26 protein-coding genes and 1 tRNA gene are annotated in these 22,702 nt (G+C 63.8%); 14 read left to right on the top strand and 13 right to left on the bottom strand.

What is annotated here, in order from left to right; genetic code table 11:
• Positions 1-16: 16 nt before the first annotated feature.
• The gene (locus V2I08_RS00520; protein WP_349633402.1) at positions 17-832 is read right to left on the bottom strand and encodes a universal stress protein; all 816 of its coding nucleotides are present in this window, start codon (positions 830-832) and stop codon (positions 17-19) included.
• Between the two features lie 115 nt (positions 833-947).
• Between V2I08_RS00520 and V2I08_RS00515 the strand changes: the two genes are divergently transcribed.
• A complete protein-coding gene (locus V2I08_RS00515) occupies positions 948-1,310 on the top strand; it encodes a hypothetical protein (protein ID WP_349633401.1) in 363 nt (120 codons plus the stop codon).
• 20 nt (positions 1,311-1,330) lie between these two features.
• On the top strand, positions 1,331-1,828 hold the full coding sequence (locus tag V2I08_RS00510) for a GNAT family N-acetyltransferase (RefSeq protein ID WP_349633400.1): 498 nt from the start codon (positions 1,331-1,333) through the stop codon (positions 1,826-1,828).
• Positions 1,829-1,832: 4 nt separating this feature from the next.
• On the opposite strand, the gene V2I08_RS00505 is transcribed toward V2I08_RS00510, so the two are convergent.
• The 4 genes from V2I08_RS00505 to V2I08_RS00490 all read right to left on the bottom strand — a co-directional run bounded on the left by V2I08_RS00505 (position 1,833) and on the right by V2I08_RS00490 (position 6,050).
• Positions 1,833-3,686 (bottom strand): ABC-F family ATP-binding cassette domain-containing protein, encoded by a 1,854-nt coding sequence (locus V2I08_RS00505; protein WP_349633399.1) that lies wholly within the window; start codon positions 3,684-3,686, stop codon positions 1,833-1,835.
• 366 nt (positions 3,687-4,052) lie between these two features.
• Positions 4,053-5,354 carry a HipA domain-containing protein gene (locus V2I08_RS00500; protein ID WP_349633398.1) on the bottom strand — a complete coding sequence of 434 codons (1,302 nt, stop codon included), beginning with the start codon at positions 5,352-5,354 and terminating at the stop codon, positions 4,053-4,055.
• The gene (locus V2I08_RS00495; RefSeq protein WP_349633397.1) at positions 5,351-5,683 is read right to left on the bottom strand and encodes a helix-turn-helix transcriptional regulator; all 333 of its coding nucleotides are present in this window, start codon (positions 5,681-5,683) and stop codon (positions 5,351-5,353) included. Before V2I08_RS00495 ends, V2I08_RS00500 begins: the two co-directional genes overlap by 4 nt.
• A gap of 280 nt (positions 5,684-5,963) precedes the next feature.
• Positions 5,964-6,050, bottom strand: a tRNA-Tyr gene (locus V2I08_RS00490).
• 105 nt (positions 6,051-6,155) lie between these two features.
• On the opposite strand from V2I08_RS00490, the gene V2I08_RS00485 reads away from it, so the two are divergent.
• A complete protein-coding gene (locus V2I08_RS00485; protein ID WP_096060986.1) occupies positions 6,156-6,896 on the top strand; it encodes an RNA methyltransferase in 741 nt (246 codons plus the stop codon).
• Positions 6,897-6,971: 75 nt separating this feature from the next.
• Here V2I08_RS00485 and V2I08_RS00480 read toward each other — a convergent pair whose 3' ends face one another.
• Entirely contained in the window at positions 6,972-7,289 is a 318-nt protein-coding gene (locus V2I08_RS00480) for a 2Fe-2S iron-sulfur cluster-binding protein (RefSeq protein WP_043154185.1), read from the bottom strand.
• A gap of 80 nt (positions 7,290-7,369) precedes the next feature.
• Between V2I08_RS00480 and V2I08_RS00475 the strand changes: the two genes are divergently transcribed.
• The 3 genes from V2I08_RS00475 (at position 7,370) to V2I08_RS00465 (ending at position 8,755) form a co-directional block, all read left to right on the top strand.
• Complete coding sequence (locus tag V2I08_RS00475; RefSeq protein ID WP_349633396.1) at positions 7,370-7,987, top strand: DNA-3-methyladenine glycosylase 2 family protein; 618 nt, start codon at positions 7,370-7,372, stop codon at positions 7,985-7,987.
• A 1-nt stretch (position 7,988) separates the two neighbouring features.
• A complete protein-coding gene (locus tag V2I08_RS00470) occupies positions 7,989-8,219 on the top strand; it encodes a DUF2188 domain-containing protein (RefSeq protein WP_349633395.1) in 231 nt (76 codons plus the stop codon).
• Positions 8,220-8,320: 101 nt separating this feature from the next.
• Positions 8,321-8,755 (top strand): response regulator, encoded by a 435-nt coding sequence (locus V2I08_RS00465; protein ID WP_349633394.1) that lies wholly within the window; start codon positions 8,321-8,323, stop codon positions 8,753-8,755.
• Here the strand turns inward: V2I08_RS00465 and V2I08_RS00460 are convergent.
• Genes V2I08_RS00460 through V2I08_RS00450 form a run of 3 tightly spaced genes read right to left on the bottom strand, consistent with a single transcriptional unit; the run spans position 8,703 to position 11,674 of the window.
• Positions 8,703-10,229, bottom strand: coding sequence for a PAS domain-containing protein (locus tag V2I08_RS00460; protein WP_349633393.1), 1,527 nt, complete (start codon positions 10,227-10,229; stop codon positions 8,703-8,705). The two genes, V2I08_RS00465 and V2I08_RS00460, sit on opposite strands and share 53 nt — an antisense overlap.
• Positions 10,222-11,505: a UDP-N-acetylglucosamine 1-carboxyvinyltransferase gene (gene murA / locus V2I08_RS00455; protein ID WP_349633392.1), complete on the bottom strand. Its 1,284-nt coding sequence runs from the start codon at positions 11,503-11,505 to the stop codon at positions 10,222-10,224. The genes V2I08_RS00460 and murA overlap by 8 nt, the downstream gene beginning before the upstream one ends.
• Entirely contained in the window at positions 11,492-11,674 is a 183-nt protein-coding gene (locus V2I08_RS00450) for a hypothetical protein (protein ID WP_349633391.1), read from the bottom strand. Before V2I08_RS00450 ends, murA begins: the two co-directional genes overlap by 14 nt.
• A 27-nt stretch (positions 11,675-11,701) precedes the next feature.
• Between V2I08_RS00450 and V2I08_RS00445 the strand changes: the two genes are divergently transcribed.
• A complete protein-coding gene (locus V2I08_RS00445) occupies positions 11,702-12,436 on the top strand; it encodes a Crp/Fnr family transcriptional regulator (RefSeq protein ID WP_349633390.1) in 735 nt (244 codons plus the stop codon).
• 4 nt (positions 12,437-12,440) lie between these two features.
• Here V2I08_RS00445 and V2I08_RS00440 read toward each other — a convergent pair whose 3' ends face one another.
• A complete protein-coding gene (locus V2I08_RS00440) occupies positions 12,441-13,007 on the bottom strand; it encodes an HNH endonuclease (protein ID WP_037473320.1) in 567 nt (188 codons plus the stop codon).
• A 121-nt stretch (positions 13,008-13,128) separates the two neighbouring features.
• Between V2I08_RS00440 and gluQRS the strand changes: the two genes are divergently transcribed.
• The 7 genes from gluQRS (at position 13,129) to V2I08_RS00405 (ending at position 20,881) form a co-directional block, all read left to right on the top strand.
• Entirely contained in the window at positions 13,129-14,094 is a 966-nt protein-coding gene (gluQRS, locus tag V2I08_RS00435) for a tRNA glutamyl-Q(34) synthetase GluQRS (RefSeq protein ID WP_405053605.1), read from the top strand.
• Between the two features lie 9 nt (positions 14,095-14,103).
• Positions 14,104-14,340, top strand: coding sequence for a twin transmembrane helix small protein (locus V2I08_RS00430; protein WP_310221288.1), 237 nt, complete (start codon positions 14,104-14,106; stop codon positions 14,338-14,340).
• A 6-nt stretch (positions 14,341-14,346) separates the two neighbouring features.
• Positions 14,347-14,916, top strand: a complete 570-nt coding sequence (locus tag V2I08_RS00425) for a cob(I)yrinic acid a,c-diamide adenosyltransferase (protein ID WP_333973452.1) — start codon at positions 14,347-14,349, stop codon at positions 14,914-14,916.
• 128 nt (positions 14,917-15,044) lie between these two features.
• Positions 15,045-15,896: a GGDEF domain-containing protein gene (locus tag V2I08_RS00420; RefSeq protein WP_349633573.1), complete on the top strand. Its 852-nt coding sequence runs from the start codon at positions 15,045-15,047 to the stop codon at positions 15,894-15,896.
• 76 nt (positions 15,897-15,972) lie between these two features.
• Entirely contained in the window at positions 15,973-17,241 is a 1,269-nt protein-coding gene (gene egtB / locus V2I08_RS00415; RefSeq protein ID WP_349633388.1) for an ergothioneine biosynthesis protein EgtB, read from the top strand.
• Between the two features lie 5 nt (positions 17,242-17,246).
• Positions 17,247-18,206: an L-histidine N(alpha)-methyltransferase gene (gene egtD, locus V2I08_RS00410; RefSeq protein ID WP_349633387.1), complete on the top strand. Its 960-nt coding sequence runs from the start codon at positions 17,247-17,249 to the stop codon at positions 18,204-18,206.
• Between the two features lie 227 nt (positions 18,207-18,433).
• Entirely contained in the window at positions 18,434-20,881 is a 2,448-nt protein-coding gene (locus V2I08_RS00405) for a TonB-dependent receptor (RefSeq protein ID WP_349633386.1), read from the top strand.
• A gap of 56 nt (positions 20,882-20,937) precedes the next feature.
• Here the strand turns inward: V2I08_RS00405 and V2I08_RS00400 are convergent, their stop codons facing one another.
• The 3 genes from V2I08_RS00400 to V2I08_RS00390 are packed head-to-tail and all read right to left on the bottom strand — an operon-like array spanning position 20,938 to position 22,670.
• Positions 20,938-21,549, bottom strand: a complete 612-nt coding sequence (locus V2I08_RS00400) for a hypothetical protein (RefSeq protein ID WP_349633385.1) — start codon at positions 21,547-21,549, stop codon at positions 20,938-20,940.
• The gene (locus V2I08_RS00395) at positions 21,546-22,280 is read right to left on the bottom strand and encodes a HupE/UreJ family protein (protein ID WP_349633384.1); all 735 of its coding nucleotides are present in this window, start codon (positions 22,278-22,280) and stop codon (positions 21,546-21,548) included. The genes V2I08_RS00400 and V2I08_RS00395 overlap by 4 nt, the downstream gene beginning before the upstream one ends.
• A gap of 9 nt (positions 22,281-22,289) precedes the next feature.
• The gene (locus V2I08_RS00390; protein ID WP_349633383.1) at positions 22,290-22,670 is read right to left on the bottom strand and encodes a hypothetical protein; all 381 of its coding nucleotides are present in this window, start codon (positions 22,668-22,670) and stop codon (positions 22,290-22,292) included.
• Positions 22,671-22,702 lie beyond the last annotated feature (32 nt).

Raw genomic sequence — 22,702 nt, 5'->3', positions numbered from 1 at the left:
CGACCATGGCCCCCTTTCAGTGCGCCAGCAAGAGGGGGACGCGGGTATCGCGCAGCATGGCGCGAGTGACGCCGCCGAACACGAGTTGACGCCAGCGGCTATGGCCGAACGCGCCCATGACCACCCAGTCCGCCGCCAGCGTGCCAATCGCTTCCTGCAGGGCCGCATCGACCGCCCGGCCCTTGCGCGGCCAGCTATGCAATTGCGCCTTGATGCCGTGGCGGGCGAGATATTCGGGCGCGGCGGTCGAGGGAAATTCGGCTTTGTCGACTTCCTCGACGATGACGATCTCTACTGACTGCGCCAGTCGCAGCAAGGGCACGGCGGCGCGCAGGGCGGCACAGGATTCGGGCGACCCGTCCCAGGCGACCAGCGCCGTGCCCGTGACGGCAAAGCCCTTGCACGCCTGCGGCACGGCCAGCACCGGCGTCCGTCCGCCCAGCGCCAGATCGGCGACGATCGGCAAGGGATCGGACAGGGTGACCCGACCGCCTTCGGGCAGGGTGGCGACGATCGCGTCGCTCAGCCGCGCGGCCGACAGCAGGCCCGCGACGCTATCGCCGTCAATCTGACGCCAGTCCCAGGCGATGTCCTCCTGCCCCAGCCGTGCCTCCACCTTGGTGCGATAGGCTTCGTCAATCTCATGCAGTTCGGCCGAGATCGAGGGGGCGTAACCGGCACCGCCATAGACGTCCGCCGCGACCAGATCGGGCAGCGGCGTCACCTGGACGCAATGGACATGGGCATCACAGGCGCGGGCGAGGTCGCAGGCGGCCTGCATACGGCTGTCCGCGCCAATATCGTCATGAATATGCAGCAGGATCGATTTCATCGCACGTCTCCCGGCAGGGTTTGTCTCCCTTTCCTGGCTAGGCGTCCCCCGGCACGCGCACCATCAGGGATAGTCCTTATAGAATTTTCTGCGCCTAAATCCGATTCATTCCGGCATGACGTGGACCACGATACGCCTGGAGCTGGCCAGCTCTCCTGCTTTTCCCAACGGGTCGGTGGCGCGCAGCTATGTGCTGCGACTGCCGCTGGGAGAGGATGGCGTGATCGACGAGTCGGCCTATCGCGCCCACCCCGAACTGGCGACGGTGCGGCGCTTCTGGCCCAACGAACCCGACCGGCACGGCAGCCTGTTGCGCACGGCCGAGGGTTGGGCGCTGGCCTATGCGCCGGGCAAGGAAGATGACGAACGGCTGTTCCGGCTGGACGCGCAAGCGATCCGGGCGGGCAATATGATCACCCTGATCGAACCCGATGGCGCTGCCCTGCCCTTCCTGGTGAAGGCGTTGGCGGCGGCCTGAATGCAAAAGGATGTTATCTGATGATCGCGCTTGAAACCCGGTACGGCTTTCCTTTCACGGTGCGCCCGGCCACCCATGACGATGAGGTGGCACTGGCCGCCTTCTTCGACGAAGTGTCCGACGAGGACCGGCGTTTCCGCTTTCTGAGCGCGGTGCACCATGTCAGCCCGGCGCAGTTGCACGACATCACCGCCTTCGAGCATCACCGGCATGAAACGGTGCTGGCGTTCGAGCCGGGTGGCGCGACGATCATCGCGGCGGCAACGCTGGCAGCGGACAAGGCGGGCGACATTGGCGAAGTCGCCATTTCGATCCTGCCCGAATTTAAGGGCAAGGGGATCGGCTGGACCCTGCTCGACCATATGGCGCAGGAAGCGCGGCACTGGGGCATCAAGAAGCTCCAGTCGATCGAGAGCCGCGACAATCATGCCGCGATCACGCTGGAGCGGGAAATGGGCTTTACCGCCCGTGCCGTCGAGGGCGATCCGGCGCTGATGCTGCTGGAGCGCTGTTTCTAACGGATCACCCCGCCTCCAGCGCCGCGCCCGCTTCCATCCACACTTCCTCGGCGGCGGCGAGTTTCTTTTCGATTGCGGCGCGTTGGACCATCAGGTCGCTGGTCTTGGCCGTTGCCTTGGCGGGGTTGGCGAGCGCGGCGTCGATGCGGGTGCGTTCGGCGGCGAGCGCGGTCATTTCGCGTTCGGCCTTGTTGACGGCGTTCTTGAGCAGCTTCTGCTTTTCGCGCCATTCGGCGGCGGCCTTCTTGTCGGCCTTGCGGTCGACCTTGGGCGCGTCGCCGCTGCTGCTGTTGCCGTCGGCCTTGCGCAGGATGATGTCGGTATAGTCATCAAGGCTGCCGTCGAACGGCTGGGCGGTGCCATTGTCGACCAGCACGAGCCGGTCGGCGACCAGTTCGATCATGTGGCGATCATGGCTGACGATCACCACCGCGCCCGAATAATCGTTGAGCGCCTGGACCAGCGCCTCGCGGCTGTCGACGTCGAGATGGTTGGTCGGTTCGTCGAGGATCAGCATGTGCGGGGCGTCGCGGGTGATGAGGGCGAGCGCCAGGCGGGCACGTTCGCCGCCCGACATGGAGCCGACCTTCTGCACCGCGCGCTCGCCGGAGAAGCCGAAGCGGCCGAGTTGGGCGCGCACCGCACCGGGGGTCGCGCCCTTCATAACACGGGTCATATGTTCGAGCGGCGTGTCGGTGACGTCCAGTTCTTCCACCTGATATTGGGTGAAATAGCCGACATTCATCTTGGGGCTGCTGGCCATTTCGCCTTCCATTGGCGCGAGTTGCGCGGCGATGAGGCGGGCCAGCGTCGTCTTGCCATTACCGTTGCGGCCCAGCAGCGCGATCCGGTCATCCGGGTCGATGCGCATGTTGATGCGCTTCAAGATCGGCGTGTCGCCATAGCCGACCGAGGCCATGTCCATGGTGATGAGCGGCGGGCGCAGTTCCGCCGGGCTGGGAAAACCGAAATGCAGCGTCGGATCTTCGATGGCGGCGGCGATCGGCTGCATCCGGGCCAGCGCCTTGGCACGGGACTGGGCCTGTTTCGCGGTCGAGGCGCGGGCGGAGTTGCGGGCGACATAGTCCTGCAACTTCTCGCGCTCGGCCTGCTGCTTGGTGCGGGCCGATTCGAGCTGGGCGAGCCGTTCGGCGCGCTGCCGTTCGAAGGCATCATAGCCGCCGGGATAGAGGGTGACCTTACCGCCTTCGAGATGGAGGATATAGTCGACCACATTGTTGAGCAGGTCGCGTTCATGGCTGATGACGACGACGGTGCCGCGATAGGCTTTGAGAAAATTTTCGAGCCAGAGCGTGGCTTCGAGATCGAGATGGTTCGAGGGTTCGTCGAGCAGCAGCAGGTCGGGGTTGGAAAAGAGCAGCGAGGCGAGCGCCACGCGCATCTTCCAGCCACCCGAATAGCTGTCGAGCGGGCGGCCCTGCATTTCCTCGTCAAAGCCCAGGCCCACCAGAATGCGGGCGGCGCGGGCGGGCGCAGTATAGGCGTCGATCGTCGTCAACCGCTCATAGATATGGCCGAGGCGATCGGGGTCTTGCGTATGTTCGGCCTCTTCCATCAGCGCGGCGCGTTCCTTGTCCGCCTCCAGCACGGTTTCGAACGGGGTCGCTGTGCCCGACGGGGCTTCCTGCGCGATATAGCCAAGGCGGGTGTCGCGCGGCATGTCGCAACTGCCCTCGTCCGGGTCGAGCTGGCCGATCATCACCTTCATCAGCGTGGACTTGCCCGCGCCATTGCGGCCGATGAGGCCGACGCGCGACCGGGGCGGCAGCGCGGCGGCGGCACGGTCAAGGATGATGCGGCCGCCCAGGCGCACGGTGATGGCATTCAGATTAAGCATGGCGCGCCCCTAGCATGGGCGTGCGGTGCAGCAAAGGCCACGAAGCGGCGTTTTGCAAGGGCGCGGGCAGTTGCGAAGTATACAGTGTCGTGGCCGACGCAAAAGCGTGGGGACAGACGGGTGGCGCGGATTTCGCAATAGGAGAATTTTTGCGAAGTGGGTGGGGTGCGGAGGACGGGCCGCAGGGTGGGGGAATCTGACGGGGAGAAAGAGCGCGGGGGGAGTGTGGCATGGGGTGGGGGATGTAGGACAGGGGGATTTTTGACGATGGTGGATAAGGGGTGTGAACGCGCCGCTGCACCCCGGTCATTCCACCGATCGACGCTCGATCGGGATGCCGACCGTCCCGCCGGCGGACCGCAACCGTTATCGGATGTCGAGCCGAAGATGGGCTTCGACGTCATCCACAAAGGCAGGCGGCACCCCGACATCCGTGGCGATCAAACGCCACTGAGCGACAGCCTCGGTCACTTCGCCGACTATCGCGCGGACAGCGCGCGCTGATACGCCTGCTGATTTGCCGCCGGCGATCAGGCTGTCGAGCGTAAAATTGTCGCGCAGGCCCGCCAATGACATTTGGTGCTGCGACGTCCAGTCGCCGCCGGGATTATAGGCATAGGCAATATCGAACGCCGGTGCCAGCCGCCAGGCGCCCGTGGGGTCCATCAGAAAGGCGATATTCTTGACATGGTCGTCTTGGTTGCGACCGACGATGTTGAATATGGCACGGCGAAACTGCTGGTCGAGGGTGTCCTGGCCAAGCCCTAGCGCGCGAATCGTCGTGAACGCCTGCTCATAGGCATTGGCACGCGGCGCATTGAAATCGAGATGCGCAAGCGCCGCCAGCGACTGCATGTGCAATTTGCCGCCATCGGGCAGGCGATCGAAGCGTCGGGTCATGAAGTGTCGGCGGCCCCCTTCAGCGAATAGGCGGCATTCCGTCATATCGACGCCTGCGGCCAGAGCCATCTTCGAATAAGCATATTCGATCGTCCCAAAGCCTTTGGGATCGGCAAGGTCATGATCCTTGTTATTGGCAACCCCGTCGAACTTCATCAGCCAATAGCCAAAGCCGTGAGGCGCCCGCACCTGCCCGGAGCGCACTTCGTTGGTATCAGGATTCCAGGCGATTATCGCCTTGGCCCGTGCGCCACCGGCGGACGTGCCGACGCGCAGTATCTCGCGGAGCGCCTCCGCCTTTTCATCGCCAGCGAATGTGACACGCAGATCCTTGCGATGGACGAGCACTTCGGACGCGAGCCTGACCAGCGCATCAATCTCGACCGCGGCGGCGACGGTTGACGGAGGGCCTTGCGCAGGCATGAATTCGAGTGCGCCCATGCCGCGCATGCCGGTATAGCACAGTCTTTCCACAGCGTTAAAGTCCGCGCTCTTTCGACCTTGGGTCGCAAGCCATGCGTCGATCAGGGCATTCCCATATTTGTCGGGCAGTGCATCGGCGAGCATGCCCGGCAAGCCGTGGAAGCTCTGCGTCGCCAAGGCGGGGAACCGATATACGGCACCGCCGAGCGGCATGGCGAGCGGCGACAGTTCGATCCCGCTGCGCTGGAAGGCTGGATCATATTCAAAGCTAGCGAACCGTTCGCCAGGCGGAAGCGTCACGGCCCCGATGCGGCTGTTCCATAACCATATTTCGGCAGTCGTCATTTTTTGTCACCCCAGGTCCATGCCTGCTCTTTCGCAGTGCCGGCCCTGCGTTTGTAGGCGCGCTGCCTCATTTCGACCCCGGAATCCGCCAACTGGATGGGGCGAATGCTTGCTTCGGGAATAAGTTGATCCAGATTAGCGGACAGGCGGAGCGCCCTCAATATGCGCAACAGTTTATCGAGCTGAACAGAATTGCCGGCTTCGAAGCGCTCGATTGTGCTCCGTGAGACGCCCGCATGCCTGGCAAGCTCAACTTGCGTGAGGTTCATACCGACACGATAGCGTTGCGCGCGCTGGCCAAGCTCCGCCAATATCGTCGCTTCCGGCATTGTGGGCGCAATATGCATAATGCTTCAAATATACTGCATTATCCGCAAATTTCAACATTTATTCCTCAAATATGAGGAGATAGATAAGTTGCCCACACCGAAGAGTGCAGCATAACAATGCTTCAATTTCGAGGATAAAAGGAGGATTTCTTTCTCCAATGCGTCACTTTTGAAGCATTATCTAGGATGCCAAACACGCCTGCAGGTTGGAAAGCCACCATGCTCAACCGCGTGCTTTGTTCGTAGGGGAAGGAAAGGCCGCCCGCGCCGACGGCAAGGGTGGTGGACAGGGTTGGGTTCGAACCAACGTAGGGCGTAGCCCGGCAGATTTACAGTCTGCTGCCTTTAACCACTCGGCCACCTGTCCAGTACCCTGTGCGATGACAGAAAACTGCCTTTCATCGCGCCGGAGGCGGCTCAATGGCGAAACGAGGCTTGCCTGTCAATGGGTGGATGTGAAATGAGCGCAATCATGAAAAGAGGTCATCGCTCCGCCAAGCCCAAGGGCGCCTTCCCGCGCTTCTATGGGCGTCACGCCGTTATCGCGGCGCTCGCCAACCCCAATCGCATCGTGCGCAAGATATGGGGCACGCGCGAAGCGCTCGCCCCGCTCGATCTGCCGCCGGTGCTGCCGATCGTCTATGCCGACGTCGCCGACATGGGCCGGATGGTCCCGTCGGACGCGCCGCATCAGGGCATCGTCGCCGAAGTCGAACCGCTGGACGATGTCTGGCTGGACGAAGTGCTGGAACAGGGGCGCGACGACAAGCGCCCGATCCTGGTGCTGGACCAGGTGACGGACCCGCATAATGTCGGCGCGATCCTGCGGTCGGCGGCGGCGTTCGACGCTTTGTGCATCGTCACGCAGGACCGGCATGCGCCACCCGAATCGGGCGTGCTGGCGCGCGCGGCGTCGGGCGCGCTGGAAATCATGCCGTGGGTGCGGGTGGTGAACCTGGCGCGGGCGCTCGATGAGATTGCAGAAGCCGGCTATTGGCGCATCGGCCTGGATGGCGACGCCGACACCGTGCTGGGCGAGGCGATCGGCGAATCGCGCGTGGCGCTGGTGCTGGGGGCCGAGGGCGAAGGCTTGCGCCACAACAGCATGGCGCATTGCGACATATTGGCGAAGCTGCCGATCAGCCCCAGGATGGAGAGTTTGAACGTCTCCAATGCGGCGGCGATTGCGTTGTATGCGGCGGCGAGTCGGTAGCGGAAGGGAAAGGGTGTCGCCCACTTGGTAGGGTGACACCCCTCCGTCTCCCCTTACAGGGGAGGATTATTTGGGTCAGTCTTCGGGGGCGATGGTGACGCGCAGGCCGTCGAGCGCGTCGCTCAGCACGACCTGGCAGGACAGCCGGCTGGTGTCATTGCGATGGTCCGAGCTGTCGAGCAGGTCGTTTTCGTCCTCGCTCATCGCGGGCAGCACATCGGCGAAGTCGGGATCGACATAGACATGGCAGGTGGCGCAGGAGCAGCAGCCACCGCACAGGGCGAGCAATTCGTCAAAGCCGTTGTCGCGGATGACTTCCATCACCGACAGGCCATTGTCGCCTTCGACAGCCTGTTCTTCGCCCGCACGGTTGACCACGATCAGTTTCGGCATCTATCCAGTCCCCTAGGAAATTATCTCCGCCGCTCTGACGGAGCGACGCCGGAAAATCAAGCGCTGCGGAGGGAAAGATCATGGTGACGACGGCGCAACAGTTGCGCGACAGTCTGGACGCGATCGCCGCGATCGAGCCGGGGTTTGCCGCGGCGCTGGCGCGGGCGGGCTATCCCGAACCGCGCGTGCGCGAACCGGGCTATGAGACATTGCTGCGCACGATCGTCGGGCAGCAGGTGAGCGTCGCGTCGGCGGGCGCGGTGTGGCGCAAGCTGGAGGCCGAACTGGGCGCGGGTTGTGCGCCGGACGTGCTGCTGGCGCGGGACTATGATGCGTTGCGCGCGTGCGGGCTGTCGCGGCAGAAGCAGGGCTATGCCCGCAGCCTGGCCGAGATGGTGGTTTCGGGCGCGCTGGACTTGCACGCCCTGCCCGCCGATGACGAGGAAGCGATCGCGCAACTGGTGCGGATCAAGGGGATCGGGCGCTGGTCGGCGGAAATCTATCTGTTGTTTGCCGAAGGGCGGCCCGATATCTGGCCTGCGGGCGACCTGGCGGTGCAGATCGAGACCGGGCGGATATTGGGGTTGCCCGAACGGCCGAGCGAGAAAGCGACCCGCGCTTTGGCCGACGCTTGGCGACCGCATCGCGGCGCGGCGGCGATCATGGCCTGGCACCATTATAATATTGAGGTTTTGTAACATGTCTCTGCCCCCCACCCTGCCCCATGCCCGCTACATCGTCCTGCACCATGAGGGCGTGTGGAAGATCAATTTGAACAATACTTATTATGGCCCGTTCGCGACCCAGGCCGCGGCGGTCGAGAGTGCGACGGCGACCGCACGGCAGGCGAGCGAGGGCGGCTATCCGGCGTCGGTGCTGCTGATGAAGGGCACGGCGTTCGAGACATTGTGGACCAGTGAGGGGGCGTAAAGCCTGCCTAATAGGGCAGGTTTGCAAAGCTTTATCCGCCAGAGGGGGAACTGAATCCGCACGCGGGACATTCCATTGATCCAGGTTATATGGAAACAGGAATGAGCAAGAAGGTTTTGATCGTCGAGGACGAGATATTCGTCGCACTGGAAATCGAGCAGATCGTCGAGGATGCCGGCTTTCATGTCGGCGCGATCGCGGCTGACCGGGACGCAGCGCTCGCCTGCGCCAATTCGTGCGATATCGCGCTCGTCGATCTGAACCTGCGCGATGGGCCGACCGGACCGTCGATCGGCGTCGAACTGGCCGCGCAGCATGGGGTTCGCGTGATTTACGTGACCGCCAATCCGGCGCAGATCGGCCCGGCATCCGTTGCCGCGCTGGGCGTGATCACCAAGCCGTTTCGCGCGCATAGCATCGCCGCCGCCCTGCGCCTGGCCGCGGAGGATAGCCCGGAACTGAGCAGCGCCGATATTGCGGGCTTTATTCCTTTCCTGCCGCCCGGCTCATTGCCCGGCGCGGAATCCAGAGGCTGATCGCCAGCCCTTCCGCGCGCCATTCGCGTTCCAGTCGACCACCTAGCTGCCGTTCGACGCTGAGCGTCATCAACCGGCTGCCGAACCCGTCCAGATTGGACGAGGTGACGGTCGGGCCGCCTTCTTCACGCCAGTCGATGCGGACATCATCGCCCTCCGCGCTGACGGTCAGGTGGACGCGCCCTTCCGGCACGGAGAGCGCGCCATATTTGGCGGCATTGGTCGCCAGTTCATGGAACAGCAGCGCCAGCGGGGTCGCCGAGCGGTCGTCAATCGCGGCATCGTCGCCCGACAGCAGGATGCGCGATCCATCCGGGCCACGATAGGGCGCAAAAATCTGCTTGAGAATGCCCGACAGGCTGCCCACCCCCTGCCCCGGCTGCGGTGCGGACTCAGCGCTGTGGGGGCGCACGAAATCATGGGCGCGGCCAAGCGCGAGGATGCGGTCGCGCAGGTCGTCGGCGACATCGCTGATCTGCGGATGCTGGCGCGCGGACAGGCCAATGAGGCCAGCGATGACCGAAAAGATATTCTTGATCCGGTGAGACAGTTCGTGCGCGATCATCTCGCGCTCTTCCATCATCAATTTCTGTTCGTGAATGTCGGTGCAGGTGCCGATCCAGCGGGTGATCTCGCCGTCGGCATTGCGGATCGGCAAGGCGCGGCCCAGCGTCCAGCGATAGTCGCCGCTATGATGGCGCAGGCGATATTCGATCTCATAGGGTTCGCCGGTGACGAGGCTGGTGCGCCAGCGGCCCCAGGCGCGCTCCTGATCGTCGGGATGGAAGACGCCGCTCCACCCGTCGCCATCGGTCGAGCCGGCAGGCGTGCCGGTATATTCATACCAGCGGGCGTTATAATAATCATGAAAGCCATCCGGCAGCGTCGACCAGACCATTTGCGGCATCGTGTCAGCCAGCGTGTGGAACATGCGATCGCTGGTGGCGAGCGCGGCCGCGCTCTCATTCTGGAAGGTGATGATGTCGCGGTCACGCCGACGCCCTTCCAGTTCGACCATCACCTGCCGCGCGAGCAGGACCATCCCCTGCCGCTGCATCGGCGTCAGATCGGCGCGCGGCTTGGTGTCGATGACGCATAGCGCGCCAAGCGGCACGCCATCGGCACCGACCAGCGGCGCGCCCGCGTAGAAGCGGATATGCGGCGGGCCAGTGACCAGCAAATTGTCGGCGAAGCGATGGTTCTGGGTCGCGTCGGGGACGACGAAAATCTCCGACCCCAGCATGGCGTGCGCGCAGAAGGAGACGTCGCGCGGGGTTTCCTCCGCATCCAGCCCGGTACGGGCCAGGAAGCGCTGACGCACATCCTCGACGATACTGACCAGCGCAATCGGCGCGTCGCACAGCGTCGCGGCGAACTCCGTGATCTCGTCCAGATTGCGGAAACCACCGGCATCGAGATCGTAGAGCGCGAGCAGCGCGGCACGATCCGTCTCCAGGCCGCGGCCCTCAGCCATCGCTGACCCGTTCGATATCCGCGCCGACGGCGGACAATTTCTCTTCGAGCCGTTCATAGCCGCGATCGAGATGATAGACGCGGTTGACCTGGGTTTCGCCCTCGGCCGCGAGGCCCGCGAGAATGAGGCTCATCGAGGCGCGCAGGTCGGTCGCCATCACCGGCGCACCGACGAGGCGGGGCACGCCGCGCACGACCGCCGTGCGGCCATTGACGGCAATGTCCGCGCCCATGCGCGCCAGTTCGGGTACGTGCATATAGCGGTTTTCGAAGATGGTTTCGGTCAGCACCGACGCGCCATCGGCCATGGTCAGCATCGCCATGAACTGCGCCTGCATGTCGGTCGGGAAGGCCGGGAAAGGCGCGGTCGAGAGGGTGAGCGGGCGCAGCTTGCCGTCCGAGGCGACGCGGATGCCGCCCTTATAGGGATCGACCTGCACCCCCGCCTCGCGCAGCGCGACGATGATCGCGTGCATGTCGTTTTCATTGGCCCCGGCGAGATCGAGCGATCCGCCGGCGATGGCGACGGCGCAGGCATAGCTGCCCGCTTCGATCCGGTCGGGCATCACGCTGTAGGTCGCGCCATGCAGCCGTTCGCGGCCGTGGATGACCAGCCGGTCGGTGCCGACGCCTTCGATATCGGCACCCATGGCGATCAGCAACTTGCACAGATCGACGATTTCCGGTTCGCGCGCGGCATTGTCGAGGATGCAGGTGCCCTTGGCGAGCGCGGCGGCCATCAGCGCATTTTCCGTCGCGCCGACCGATACCACCGGAAAGGTGAAGTGGCCGCCGGGCAGGCCGCCATCGGGCACGCTCGCACGGACATAGCCTGCGGTAATCTCAAGCACAGCGCCAAAGGCTTCGAGCGCCTTCAAATGCAGGTCGATCGGCCGGTTGCCGATGGCGCAGCCGCCCGGCAGCGACACCCGCGCTTCGCCGGCACGGGCGAGCAAGGGACCAAGCACCAGGATCGACGCGCGCATCTTGCGCACGATGTCATAGGGCGCTTCGGTCGAGGTGACGCGGCCTGCCCGCATGGTGAGGACGCGGCCGAAATCCTCCGGCCTTGCCCCCTCGATCATGGTCGAGACACCCAACTGGTTCAGCAGGTGGCCGAAGCTGTCGACGTCGGCCAGACGCGGCAGATTGCGCAGCGTTACCGGTTCATCGGTCAACAAGGCGCAGGGCAGCAGCGTCAAAGCCGCATTTTTCGCGCCGGAAATGGGAAGGCGGCCGTTCAGTGCGTTGCCGCCGCGAATATCAATGCGGTCCATCGGACAGGGTTAATAGCGGCAAATGCGCGCCGCGCAAGGCGGACGCCATAGCATTCGTCGCCTGTGCGCGGCACGTTTGCAATATAGCCGCAACAATCGTCGCCAGCTTGATCGAGTTTAGTGCGAAGGACGTAAATGCAGCCAAAAGGCGCTTCGGGCGTTCTGCCATCGTAACGAGAATTGGAAAAAGGTGTTATTGGTGGCAACGAGTTGTTTCGCCGCAAGGCTGGCCAAACAGGTGCCCCTGTCGGACGCGGAAAAGACGGCACTGGCACGGTTGGAAGAAAACCCCCGCAAGGTAAAGCGCGGGGCGATGGTTCAGCGTGTCAATGATACGGTGACCGAACTGTTCGTGCTGCGTGAAGGCCGGATGATGAGCTTCGTCATCATGCCCGACGGCAGCCGCCAGATATTGCGCGTCTATTTTCCGGGTGACTTCATCGGGTCGGCGAGCACCATCTATAGCCGCGCGCCCGAATCGCTGATCGCATTGACCGATGCGATTATTTGTCCGTTCGACAAACATGCGCTGCGCCGACTGCTCGATGAATCGCCGCGGGTGGCCGCGTTGCTGTTCCTGCTGTCCAATGCCGAGCGGGTGGCGATGACCGACCGGCTCGCGTCGCTGGGGCGGACATCGGCCAAGGCACGGGTTGCCTCCTTCCTGCTCGACATGTTCGACCGCATCCGCGTCACGGACGATGCGATTACCGACAGTTTCGACCTGAGGTTGACGCAGGAAGAAATTGGCGATTCCATCGGCCTGACTTCGGTGCATGTGAACCGCATGATCCGGCAGATGGAGGAGGAAGGGCTGATCAGCCGGTCCAACGGCCGCATCACGCTGCGCGATATCGCCCGCCTGGAAGAGATTGGCCATTATACCAATCGCCTGAAGGACATGGACCTGGACTGGCTGCCGGTCGGCTGACGCCTCAGGCCAGCAGTTCAACATCCCAATAGAGCCAGTCGCGCCAGCTATCGTGCAGATAGCCGGGCGGGAAGGCGCGGCCATGCTCCTGTAGCTGCCAGGTCGTCGGGCGGATCGGTTCGACATGGAGGCGCATGCCCGCCTGCTTGGGGGTGCGCCCACCCTTTTTGAGGTTGCAGGGCGAACAGGCGGTGGCGACATTTTCCCAGGTCGTGCGCCCGCCCGCGCGGCGCGGCACGACATGGTCGAAGGTCAGGTCGGTGCTGACGCCGCAATATTGGCAGGCGAATTTGTCGCGCAGGAACAGGTTGAAGCGGGTGAAGGCGGGATGTTCGGACGGGCGCACATATTGTTTGAGCGCGATGACCGAAGGGATTTTCATGTCCAGACTGGGACTATGCACCTGCCGCTCATAGCTGGCGATGATGTCCACGCGGTCGAGAAATACCGCCTTGATCGCCGTCTGCCACGGCCACAGGCTCAGCGGATAATAGCTGAGCGGGGTATAATCCGCATTGAGTACGAGCGCCGGGCAGTTTTCCGGGTGCCGTATAAGGTCGGGATGGTACATAGAAACCTTCTACCCCCTTGCCGACGCCGCTGATTAACCAGCAACATGACATCCGCATGACAGCATCAACCAATATCGTCCGTCAAGAGCCTGTATGACCGATACGAACGCCCTACCGCATATGGTGACCCGCTTTGCCCCCAGCCCGACGGGGCGGTTGCATGTCGGCCATGGCTGGTCCGCGTTGCTGGCCATGGACATGGCGCGCGCGGCGGGGGGCCGTTTTCGCCTGCGGATCGAGGATATTGACGGGACGCGCAGCCGGGCCGAGCATGTGGCGGGGATTATCGAGGATCTCACCTGGCTGGGCGTGACGTGGGATGGGGATGTCGTTTTCCAGTCGCAGCGGTTGGGGGTATATGAGGCGGCATTGGATCGGTTGCGGGCCATGGGGCTGCTCTATCCCTGTTTCTGCACGCGCAGCGACATTCAGGCGAGTTTGACCGCGCCGCATGGGCCGGAGGGGCCGGTCTATCCTGGGACGTGCCGGGGGTTGAGCGAGGGCACGCGGGCGCGGCAGATCGCGGCGGGCGAGGCGCATGCCTGGCGGATCGATATGGCGGCGGCGGTGGCGCGGGTTGGGGCGGTAAGGTGGCGGGCGCTCGCCTTCTCTACCTTGTCATTCCCGCGCAGGCGGGAACCCATCTCCGACGGAATCGAATTGACGCAAGGTTGGGAGATGGGTCCCCGCCTTCGCGGGGATGACGATGAAAAGGGGGAGACGTTGCACTCTGCCGATCCGCTGGCGCATGGCGATGTGGTGCTGGCGCGCAAGGATGCGCCGGCGAGCTATCATCTGTCCTGTACGCTGGACGATGCGGCGATGGGGGTGAGTCATGTCCTGCGCGGCGATGATCTGAAAGGGGCGACGGATATTCACCGGCTGTTGCAGGCGTTGCTTGACCTATCCTCCCCGACCTATTGCCACCATCCGTTGCTGGTCGGGCCGGATGGCAGGCGGCTGGCCAAGCGCGACGGGTCGATCGCGCTTGCCGATCTGCGCGCGCAGGGCGTCGATCCCGCCGAACTGGCGGCTGCCCTAAGAGGCAGACGCTTTCCGGTTGGAATCAGGCTGGCAAGCGCCTAGATTGCTTCCATGAACATTGTCCTCGTCATCGCCCTCATCCTTGCCATGGCCGCGACGCTGTTCGCGCTGATCCGTGGCATCATCAGCTTCCTTCAAACGACGAAGGAGGAATTGAACGCGCCCGAAGGCAGCGGTCCCGGTCCATCGCGGTTGAAGCAGAATAAGGCGATGATGAACCGCGTGCTGTTTCAGGCCATCGCGATCGTCATCGTCGCGATCCTGCTGCTGATGAAGGGCAACGGGTAAGGTTTCATGGTCAAGCTGAACAAGATCTACACCCGCACGGGCGATGCGGGGACCACCGGCCTTGCCGACGGTACGCGCCTGCCCAAATATGCCCCGCGCATGCAGGCGGTGGGCGATGTGGATGAAGCCAATAGCGCGATCGGCCTGGCCGTACTGGCGATCGGCGATGCGCCCGAAGCGGCGTGGCTGACGATGATCCAGAATGATTTGTTCGATCTGGGTGCTGATTTGGCGACGCCGATCACCGATGCGGGCGACCCGCCCTGGGCGTTGCGGATCATCGAAAGCCAGGTCGAGCGGCTGGAGCAGCAGATCGACGCGATGAATGCGGAGCTGGCACCGCTCGACAGTTTCGTGCTGCCCGGCGGTTCGGCGGCCGCGGCGGCGGTGCATCTGGCGCGCGCGATTACGCGGCGGGCCGAGCGCAGCGCGACGGCGGCGGCGGTCGACGTGACGCTGAACGTGCAGGCGCTGATCTATCTCAACCGCCTGTCCGACCTGCTGTTCGTGATGGCACGCCGCCTGAACGACAATGGCGCGCGCGACGTCAAATGGGTGCCGGGCGCGTCGCGCTGAGCGGTCGGGTCGCTCGACTCATGCCTGGCACGATTGGTCGCAGGGACGCGCATTAACCCTATTTCTTCAGGATGCGTTTAGGCGCGCCGACGATTTTCCGCCCGGTCGATAATCATGACTGGGCTGATATGCATTTCTACCTCGCGACCTCCTTCATTTTCCCCCGATCGCTCAGGCTCCGGCTCTTCACCCTCTGCTTCGTCGCCACCCATATGCCGCTGCTGGGCTATATGGCCTGGGGGCTGGCAACCGGGCGGCTGGCGCTGGCGGAGTTCGTGCTGCTGACGCTGGCGACGGTGATCGGCACCGGCATCGCGCTGTACGGGATCGGCGCGCTGCTCAATCCCATCCATGCGCTGGCGCAGACATTGCAGGGGCAGGATAGCGACCCCACGCCCCTGCCCCAGGTCGGCGATGTCATCCAGACGCTTTATGCCGGGGTGCATCGCGCCGCCCATGTCACCCGCGCCCAGATGCAGGATCTGAACGTCGCCGCGCATGAAGACCCGCTGACCGGCATCGCCAACAGGCGCGGTTTCCTGATGCAGATCGACATGCTGCCCCAGGCGCGGCGCAAGGGATGCGTGGCGATCATCGACATCGATCATTTCAAGCAGGTCAACGACCGGATGGGCCATGACGAGGGCGACCGGGTGCTGGCGGCCTTTGCGCAACGGCTGGCGGCGCAGTTGCGCCGGGTCGATCATGTCGCGCGCTGGGGTGGCGAGGAGTTCATGGTCTTCTTCCCCGACTGTATCGAGGATGAGGCCTGCTGGTCGCTGTCGCGGATCGCCACCCAGATGCGCGACGATCCGATCGGCCAGGTCAATGGCCGCGCGATCAGCTTTTCCGCCGGTGTCGCGCGCTGGCAGGGGACGCCGATCGACGAGACGATCGCGAGCGCCGACCGGGCGCTCTACGATGCCAAGCAACAGGGGCGCGACCGGGTGTGCCGTGCCGCCCAGCCGGTTTGCTGCTGAAAAAGGAGGGGAACCCTAAAGGGCAGTCATGCGCTTTTTGCTCCATCATCATGCGAGCATAGCGTAAGGGGCAGGCATGGCCAGAAGCTGGACCGAGTTGGACAGGGACGCGCTGATGTCGCGCTATCGCGAGGTGCGCGCGCTGACACAGGCGCTTGGATTTCCCCTGTCCGACGCCGATGCGACGGTCCAGTCCATGCCCGATGCGTCCCCCGCCAAATGGCATCTGGCGCATGGCACCTGGTTCTTCGAAACCTTCGTGCTGCGCGATCATGTGCCGGGCTATCGGCCGTTCGATCCCCGCTACGCCTTCCTGTTCAACAGCTATTATGAGGCGGAGGGCGCGCGCCATGCCCGGCCGATGCGGGGGATGCTGACGCGGCCGTCGCTGGACGAGATCCGCGACTATCGCGCGCATGTCGATGCGGCGGTGCTCGCGGCGATCCCCATCTTGTCGCGCGAGGCGAGGACGCTGGTGACGCTGGGGCTGCATCATGAGCAGCAGCATCAGGAATTGATGCTGACCGACCTGCTGCATCTGTTTTCGCTCAATCCGATGGAACCAGCGTTGTTCGCCGGACCCGCCGCCGCCTCCATGGACCTGCCGGATGCGCTGCACTGGATCGAAGGGCGCGAGGGGCTGGTCGAGATTGGCGACGAGGGCCGGGGTGGGTTCGCCTTCGATTGCGAGGGCCCACGGCACAAGGCGTTGCTCCATCCCCATGCGCTGGGGCACCGGCCAATCACCAATGGCGAATGGATCGCCTTTATCGAGGATGGCGGTTATCGCACCGCCGCCCACTGGCTGGCCGATGGCTGGGCCTGGGTGCAGGCGGAAAGCGTCGATGCGCCAGCCTATTGGGCGCAGGGCGAACAGGGCTGGACCCGCTTTGGCCTTGATGGACGCCAGCCCGTCAATCCGGCCGCGCCGGTGACGCATATCAGCCTGTATGAAGCCGACGCCTATGCCAGTTGGGCGGGCGCGCGGCTGCCAACCGAGGCGGAATGGGAAAGTGCAGCGCAGAATATCGCGCCGACGTCGGGCAATCTGCTGGATGGGGCCGCCTGCCCCCGCCCCCAACCGGCCGATGCCACCACTTCGCTGACGCAGATGTTCGGCGATGTGTGGGAATGGACCGGCAGCGCCTACCGCCCGCATCCCGGTTTTCGTGCCGCGCCGGGCGCGGTCGGCGAATATAATGGCAAGTTCATGTCGGGCCAGTTCGTGCTGAAAGGCGGCAGTTGCGCCACGCCGCGCGGCCATGTGCGGGCCAGCTACCGCAACTTCTTTTACCCCCATCAACGCTGGCAGTTCACCGGGCTGCGACTGGCGAAGGATCTGTAACGACCATGCTGCTGACCGACGACGCCCCGACCGCGACGCAAGCGGTCGACCCGGCCTTTCGCCGCGATATCATCGAAGGCCTGTCGCGCAGCCCCAAGGCGACGCCGCCCATCTGGTTCTATGACCAGCGCGGGTCCGAATTGTTCGAGGCGATCACCGACCTGCCCGAATATTATCCCACGCGCACCGAGACGGCGCTGCTGGAGAAGCACGGCACGGACTTTGCGCAGGCGGTAGGCGAAGGCCGCGCGGTGGTGGAGTTTGGCGCGGGCAGTTCGCGCAAGACGCCGCACCTGCTGCGCGCGATCGCGCCGGGTGCCTATGTGCCGATCGATATCAGCGGCGATTTTCTGCGCGCGAGCAGCGCGACATTGGCGCGCGGCTTTCCCGACCTGCCGGTGATCCCGGTGGAAGGGGATTTCAACCAGCCGCTCACCCTGCCTGATGCGATCAAGGCTATGCCCCGGCTGGGCTTCTTCCCCGGATCGACCATCGGCAATATGGAGCCGGACGCGGCGGTCGACCTGTTGCGGGCGATGCGCCGCCTGCTGGGCGATGAAGCCATGTTGCTGATCGGCATGGACCGGATCAAGGATCGCGACCGGCTGATCACCGCCTATGACGATGCAGAGGGGGTGACGGCGGCGTTCAACCTCAATCTGCTCACCCGGATCAACCGCGAGTTGGAGGGTGACATGCCGATCGACGGCTTTGCCCATCGCGCGATCTGGAATGACGACAAGGCACGGGTCGAAATGCATCTGGAGGCGGTGCGGCCGCTGCATTTCCATGTCGCGGGAGAGAGCTTCCGCATGGCGCAGGGCGAGACGATCCACAGCGAAAGCAGCCATAAATATGGGATACGCGACGGTCGACTGCTGCTGCGATCGGGCGGCTGGGAGCCGGTGCGGGAATGGACCGATGCGGACGGGTTGTTTTCGCTGATGCTGGCGCAGGCGGGGTAGCATTTTCCCCAGCAACAATGGCAGAGCGCCTTTTCCGCAGTGTTTACAGACCAGCAATAGAGGCGCTTTGCGCTCTTGTGCTGGATTCGGGGTCGGGCAACCGCCCCCATTATCCGTCAAAAATGCCCCTTTGAACAGGTAATAGCCGCAATTGCGCGGGGATAGTCCGTATGTTAATTGTATTCGCAGGACACATTTTCGCGATGTCCGTATCCTGGGAGGGTGCCATGACCGCATTCACAAAATCACGCGCCATTTGTGTCTTGTTTGCATCTGTTTCCAGTCTGGGACTGGCTCCAGCCACGCTGGCGCAGACGGACGGCATGGACATCATCGTTACCGCGCAGAAGCGCAGCCAGTCGTTGCAGGATGTGAGCGTTGCGGTCTCCGCCGTCAGTGGCGACGCGCTGACCAATGCCGGGATCAACAATCTGCAGGATATCCAGCAGTTGGTGCCGTCGGTCACGTTCGGCAATGATTTCAACCAGGCCAAGGTGTTCATCCGCGGCGTGGGTGCCAATACTTCCACCACCGGGTCCAGCACCGGCGTCGCGCTGCATGTCGATGGTGCCTATGTCGCGCGCGCCGAGGCGCAGTTGACGTCGCTGTTCGATCTGGAGCGGGTCGAAGTGCTGCGCGGGCCGCAGGGCAGCCTGTATGGCCGCAACGCGGTCGGCGGGTCGATCAACCTGATCACCGCCAAGCCGACCGCCGAGTTCAGCGGCTATGGTCGGCTGGGCTATGGCAATTATAATGCAATGATCGGCGAAGCCGCGATCGGCGGGCCGATCATTGATGCGATCCGCTTTCGCCTGGCGGGCAAGGTCGAAGCGCGCGACGGCTATGGCGGCAACCCGTTCAAGGGCGGCAGCGATGTCGATGACCTTAATCGCTACATGGTGCGCGGCCAGATCCACCTGATCGCGTCGGACAAGATCGACTATCTGATTTCGGGCGAATATTTCCGCCAGAACGACAATAGCGGCGCGGTCCATTATCGTGGCCCCGCCTTCCCCGGCGTGCCGCGCCTTGCGCCCACCGGCACCGGCGGTTTCGCGACCAACCCGCGTGACCTGGGCAGCGACGAGCCGCCCTCGGTCGATACCAAAAGCTATTCGGTCACCGGCACGCTCAACATCGAGCTGAGCGATGCGTTCAGCATCGGCAACATCACCAATTATCGCGATTTCAAGACGCAGTTGATCCAGGATCTGGACGGGTCAGCGCTGGTCGCCACCCTGCCCAACTCCACCTCGATCCAGACGCGCACGATCGACGCGCATCAGTTCAGCAACGAATTGCAGTTCAAATATGACAGCGACATCGTGAAGGGTGTCGTTGGCCTTTATTATTTCCACGAGCGCCAGCGGCCGCGCGATCAGGTGGGGTTGAGTTCGACCAACGACCTGGCGTCCAACATCACCGTGCTGGCGACGCGGCCGACCTTCGTCGACAATGTGGCAGCGCCGGTCGGATCGGTGACGCTGGCCGAAGCGCTGGCGATGTGCAATTTCCCGGCGGGCACATCACCCAACCGGGTCTGCCTGAAGTCGAGCCTTGGCACCCGCGCCTATGCGGCGTTCGGGCAGTTGAATTTCGACCTGGGCGCTGCCTTTGGCCTCAATGGCGTGTCGCTGAAACTGGGCGGACGCTACAGCCATGAGAAGGTGGATAGTGCCAACCCGTCGATCATCCTGACCGCCAACGGCAACCCCACCGTCGCGCAGGTGCGCAAGACGACCATCGAGGGCACCTATCGCGAACGCACATTCAAGGATTTCACCCCGGAAATCGGCCTGCAATGGCAGCCCAACAGCGATCTTTTGATCTATTATACCTATTCCGAAGGCTTCAAGGCCGGGTCGGGTGAGAATGCGGCGGGCAGCACGACGATCGTGCGGCCGGAAAAGATGAAGAACCACGAACTCGGCGTGAAGGCGGAACTGCTCGACCGTCGTTTGCAGGTCAATCTGGCCGCCTATCATTACAAGCTGGACGATCTGCAGATCAACAAGACGATCGGCGGTGGCCCGGCGGGCTTTACCACCATCTTCGAAAATGCGGCGAAGACATCGGCGACCGGCGTTGAAGCCGACCTGCTGGCGCGGCCGGTCGATGGCGTGCGGTTGCGCGGATCGGTTTCCTATACCGACAGCAAATATGATGACTTCATCACGGTCGATCCGCTCGATCCGGTGAACGTGGCGCAGGCGGGGCAGCCCGCTTACAACCCGGTCACCAACCCCGATCCCACCGCCTTTGGTGCGCCATGCGGGGCCGATGCGCTCAACGCCAATGCGCCGTGCAACATCCAGTTGGCGGGCAACCCCACGCGCAACTCGCCGACCTGGTCCTATAGCGCCGGGATCGAAGTCGACCTGCCGATCATGCAGGAAGCTGGCACCTTCACCATCAGCGGCGACATGACCGGGCGCAGCAACATCTATTTCACCGAGTTCAAGCGGCTGGTGGAAGGCACGCGCGCTTACACGATGTTCGATGCGTCGCTGCGCTGGGTGGACAAGACCGATACGGTGACGGCATCGCTCTGGGTCAAGAATATCAACGATACGCTGCGCGAGAGCAGCACCTTTGCCATCTCGACCGGGCGCATCATCGGTGTGACCTACCTGCCGCCGCGCACCTATGGCGCGACGGTCGGCTATCGTTTCTAAGCTGGAAGGCCTGCGCCGGGGCGGGATGCTCCGGCGCAGGTTGCGTTTTTAAGGGATCATGCGCCCGCGGGCTGGAACAAGTCCTTGTAGAAGCCGGTCGTCTTGACCGTGACGGTGACGGGCGTGTCGCCCTTGTTGCGCCAATACCAGCCATGGGTGCCGGCATAGGGCGCGGTGAAGCTGCCCCTGGCGCTGGTTTGTTCGCGCTCTTCCCAATAGCTGGTGAAGGCGCCGTCGGTCGCATCGGGTGCTTCGCCATGCATGTCGACCTTGACCGGGCCGCCGGTGGATTGCCATTCGAAGACGAAACTGTCGCCCTGCTGCATATGCGCCTTCACTTCCTGGCCGCTGTGCGGCGCGAGGGTGATGGTCATGCTGTCCTGCCGCCAGGGAGCGATGCGCGCGATATTGTCCTTGGTCGGCAGGGTCGGTGCGGTGCTGGCTACGGGCTGGGCCGCTGCTGGCGCAGGCGCACTTGGCGCGGCTACCATGGCGGTGAGGCCGAGCGCGCCGCCAACCCCGGTCGGGTCGATGCCATATTCGGCGGGCAGCACGAACAGGGTCAGGATGGCGACCGCGCCGATCGCGGCGGCCCCGGTGGCTTTTGCCAGCGTGGCGGGCGGGGTCGTGATGCGCGTGGGTGGCGCGGGTTGCTGGCTGCTGGTCATGTCAGGCCCTTTTCGATCAGATAGCCGGTCAACTGAAAGCCGACGAGGACGAAGCCCGCGGTCATCAGCGCCGCATTGGCGAGGACCGCGCTGCGGCGGAAGCTGTCGGTCCTGCGCCAGAAGGTCATGGCGAGCAGGATGAAGGTGAGCGCGATGAACTGGCCGATTTCGACGCCGATGTTGAAGGCGAGGAGGTTGGGGATCATCCCGTCGCTCGACAGGGTCAGATCCTGCAGCTTGGTCGCAAGGCCAAAGCCGTGGAAGAAGCCGAAGATGAGCACCGCCGCCTTGGGATTGGGCGATATGCCGAACCAGGTGCGGAAGCCGTCGAGATTGTCGATCGCCTTATAGACCACCGACAGGCCGATGATCGCGTCGATCAGGAAGGGATTGGCGCGCAGGTCGAGGATGACGCCCAGCAGCAAGGTGGTGCTGTGGCCGATCGCGAAGAGGGTGACGTAGGTGCCGACCTGCTTCAACCGATAGAGGAAGAAGATGACCCCGGCGAGGAAGAGCAGATGATCATAGCCGGTCACCATATGTTTGGCGCCCAGATACATATAGGGGATGATGTTGACCCCCGATGCGCCTTCGATGAAGGCGCGGTCATTCTCGTTGACGCCATGGGCCAACAGGGCCTGGCCGATGCAGGCCAGCATGAGCCCCAGGAGCAGCAGCGCGACCCGCCGCAGGCCGAAGGGGACGGGCAAGGGGCGGATCGCGCTGCGCATGATCGCCGCTTACTTGGTCTGGAAGGTGGTGAAGACCTTGGCACCGCTCTTGTCGACCAGCGCGACGACGATCTTGGCGCCCTTGGCGGCCTTGAAGCCGGGGGCGGACAATTTGTTGCCACCGGCGGGCTTGAGCGCAGCTTGCGTCTTCTGGCCCGATGCGGTCTGCGTCAGCGTGGCGGTATAGGCCGATGCGGGCAGCGGCTCATCCTCTTCGCTGATGAAGATATCGACGCCCTTGGGACTGGCGACCAGTTCCACCATGGTTTCGCCCGACATCTGAACGAGGCCGCCATGCTGGGGCTTCATGCTGCCATGGGCGAAGGCGGCGGTGGGGGTCAGGGCGAGGGCGCCGACAGCGAGGCCAAGCTTCATCAGGTCGAGTTTCATGGGTGTCTCCTTACAGAGTAGCGACAAGAGGT

It is taken from the genome of Sphingobium sp. MK2, assembly GCF_040170545.1.
Classification (GTDB): domain Bacteria; phylum Pseudomonadota; class Alphaproteobacteria; order Sphingomonadales; family Sphingomonadaceae; genus Sphingobium.
Note: the sequence above shows the minus strand (reverse complement) of the source record. Positions and strands in the feature narration are given on the sequence as shown.

Bases quoted from the DNA above. Each gene is read 5' to 3' on its own strand.
- V2I08_RS00405 (WP_349633386.1), top strand. From the start codon at position 18,434: ATGACCGCATTCACAAAATCACGCGCCATTTGTGTCTTGTTTGCATCT.
- V2I08_RS00470 (WP_349633395.1), top strand. From the start codon at position 7,989: ATGTCTCTGCCCCCCACCCTGCCCCATGCCCGCTACATCGTCCTGCAC.
- V2I08_RS00395 (WP_349633384.1), bottom strand. From the start codon at position 22,280: ATGCGCAGCGCGATCCGCCCCTTGCCCGTCCCCTTCGGCCTGCGGCGG.
- V2I08_RS00430 (WP_310221288.1), top strand. From the start codon at position 14,104: ATGAACATTGTCCTCGTCATCGCCCTCATCCTTGCCATGGCCGCGACG.
- V2I08_RS00500 (WP_349633398.1), bottom strand. From the start codon at position 5,354: ATGACGACTGCCGAAATATGGTTATGGAACAGCCGCATCGGGGCCGTG.
- V2I08_RS00420 (WP_349633573.1), top strand. From the start codon at position 15,045: ATGCATTTCTACCTCGCGACCTCCTTCATTTTCCCCCGATCGCTCAGG.
- egtB (WP_349633388.1), top strand. From the start codon at position 15,973: ATGGCCAGAAGCTGGACCGAGTTGGACAGGGACGCGCTGATGTCGCGC.
- V2I08_RS00475 (WP_349633396.1), top strand. From the start codon at position 7,370: ATGGTGACGACGGCGCAACAGTTGCGCGACAGTCTGGACGCGATCGCC.
- V2I08_RS00505 (WP_349633399.1), bottom strand. From the start codon at position 3,686: ATGCTTAATCTGAATGCCATCACCGTGCGCCTGGGCGGCCGCATCATC.
- V2I08_RS00390 (WP_349633383.1), bottom strand. From the start codon at position 22,670: ATGAAACTCGACCTGATGAAGCTTGGCCTCGCTGTCGGCGCCCTCGCC.
- egtD (WP_349633387.1), top strand. From the start codon at position 17,247: ATGCTGCTGACCGACGACGCCCCGACCGCGACGCAAGCGGTCGACCCG.
- V2I08_RS00515 (WP_349633401.1), top strand. From the start codon at position 948: ATGACGTGGACCACGATACGCCTGGAGCTGGCCAGCTCTCCTGCTTTT.
- V2I08_RS00460 (WP_349633393.1), bottom strand. From the start codon at position 10,229: ATGGCTGAGGGCCGCGGCCTGGAGACGGATCGTGCCGCGCTGCTCGCG.
- V2I08_RS00400 (WP_349633385.1), bottom strand. From the start codon at position 21,549: ATGACCAGCAGCCAGCAACCCGCGCCACCCACGCGCATCACGACCCCG.
- gluQRS (WP_405053605.1), top strand. From the start codon at position 13,129: ATGGTGACCCGCTTTGCCCCCAGCCCGACGGGGCGGTTGCATGTCGGC.
- V2I08_RS00480 (WP_043154185.1), bottom strand. From the start codon at position 7,289: ATGCCGAAACTGATCGTGGTCAACCGTGCGGGCGAAGAACAGGCTGTC.
- V2I08_RS00440 (WP_037473320.1), bottom strand. From the start codon at position 13,007: ATGTACCATCCCGACCTTATACGGCACCCGGAAAACTGCCCGGCGCTC.
- V2I08_RS00510 (WP_349633400.1), top strand. From the start codon at position 1,331: ATGATCGCGCTTGAAACCCGGTACGGCTTTCCTTTCACGGTGCGCCCG.
- V2I08_RS00485 (WP_096060986.1), top strand. From the start codon at position 6,156: ATGAAAAGAGGTCATCGCTCCGCCAAGCCCAAGGGCGCCTTCCCGCGC.
- V2I08_RS00520 (WP_349633402.1), bottom strand. From the start codon at position 832: ATGAAATCGATCCTGCTGCATATTCATGACGATATTGGCGCGGACAGC.
- murA (WP_349633392.1), bottom strand. From the start codon at position 11,505: ATGGACCGCATTGATATTCGCGGCGGCAACGCACTGAACGGCCGCCTT.
- V2I08_RS00450 (WP_349633391.1), bottom strand. From the start codon at position 11,674: ATGGCAGAACGCCCGAAGCGCCTTTTGGCTGCATTTACGTCCTTCGCA.
- V2I08_RS00425 (WP_333973452.1), top strand. From the start codon at position 14,347: ATGGTCAAGCTGAACAAGATCTACACCCGCACGGGCGATGCGGGGACC.
- V2I08_RS00465 (WP_349633394.1), top strand. From the start codon at position 8,321: ATGAGCAAGAAGGTTTTGATCGTCGAGGACGAGATATTCGTCGCACTG.
- V2I08_RS00495 (WP_349633397.1), bottom strand. From the start codon at position 5,683: ATGCCGGAAGCGACGATATTGGCGGAGCTTGGCCAGCGCGCGCAACGC.